This window comes from Streptococcus sp. SM3 (assembly GCF_027497875.1).
This window is the reverse complement of sequence record NZ_JAJNSA010000217.1, coordinates 1-1,238: the sequence shown is the minus strand read 5'-3', so window position 1 is coordinate 1,238 and position 1,238 is coordinate 1. Positions and strand designations below refer to the sequence as shown.

Genomic DNA, 1,238 nt, shown 5'->3' with positions numbered 1-1,238 from the left:
GGGCAGGATAAAAGGATTTTTGGCAAATAAAATCGCTCCGCTGGTTTCCTTGTCTAAGCGGTGCACGACGTAGCAGGTAGATCCAACATAGCTGGAAACATGGTTGAGAAGAGCAATTTCTGTCGGCTCATTGGCATGGGTTTTCATGCCTTCAGGCTTATTGACGATGATGACATGCTCATCCTGATAGAGTTCTTCGACCAGACTCGGGTCTCCGGCTGGGAGCTCTTTTTCAGGGTAATCGTCCGCGTCAAAGATCAGCTGGATCTGGTCTCCTTTTTGAACGGGGCTCTGCCAGTTGATGGTCTCGCCATTGACCAAGACGTGTTTCTTGGTTCGTAAAAAATGCCGGATCTTACGGGGAATGAGGAAGTAGTCCTCAAGCAACTCTTTCACAGTCATCTGGGGAAAGGATTGTGGAATGGTAAATTGATAGTTCATGACCCTATTGTAGCAAAATCTAAGCTTAAAGAAAACTAAATGGGAGAAGGGGATGAGCTATCTTTTCTTGCTAGGACAAGGATAAGGTGTTACAATAACAGGTATGAATAGAATAAAAGAATTATTTGAAAACCTGATCACTTTTTTTAGAAAGGATCATCCACCCAAAGCGGTGGCAGAAGAAGTGCCAGACACGGAACTACCGGAAGAGACAGTAGAGCCGACCTATAGTCGCTCAGGCAAGCACAGAAGCAAGCCTCTCTCTCAACACCCCTTCCGTCGTTTTTGGCGCAGATTCCATTTGACCAAGATTCTCCTGATCATTGGGCTAGGCTTTAGCCTCTTGACAGGGGGCTATCTCTTCTACCTCGCAAAGACGACCAACGTCAAGGATTTGCAGAATGCACTGAAGGCGACTACCATTATCTATGATAAGAATGGGGACCAGGCGGGAAGTTTGACCGGGCAAAAAGGAACCTATGTCGAACTCGATGCCATTAGTGAGAATCTGCAAAATGCCGTGGTCGCAACAGAGGACCGGAGCTTTTACAAGAATAGCGGGATCAACTATGGTCGCTTCTTCTTAGCGATTTTGACCCTGGGTCGCTCAGGTGGTGGGTCGACCATCACCCAGCAGCTAGCCAAGAATGCTTACCTGTCTCAGGACCAGACGGTGGAGCGCAAGGCTAAGGAATTCTTCCTGGCGCTTGAAATCAATAAGAAATACAGTAAGAAAGAAATCCTTACCATGTACCTCAACAATGCCTATTTTGGAAATGGGGTTTGGGGAATTGAGG

Annotated in this window: 2 protein-coding genes; one reads left to right on the top strand and one right to left on the bottom strand. The window is 46.8% G+C overall.

The window, feature by feature from the left end; all coding sequences use genetic code 11:
- A partial coding sequence (locus tag PAN06_RS14305) for a pseudouridine synthase (RefSeq protein WP_269796664.1) occupies positions 1-441 on the bottom strand: 441 nt, incomplete at its 3' end.
- Positions 442-544: 103 nt separating this feature from the next.
- Here PAN06_RS14305 and PAN06_RS14300 point away from each other — a divergent pair.
- Positions 545-1,238: transglycosylase domain-containing protein (locus tag PAN06_RS14300; protein ID WP_269796663.1), on the top strand; the 694-nt coding region annotated here is incomplete at its 3' end.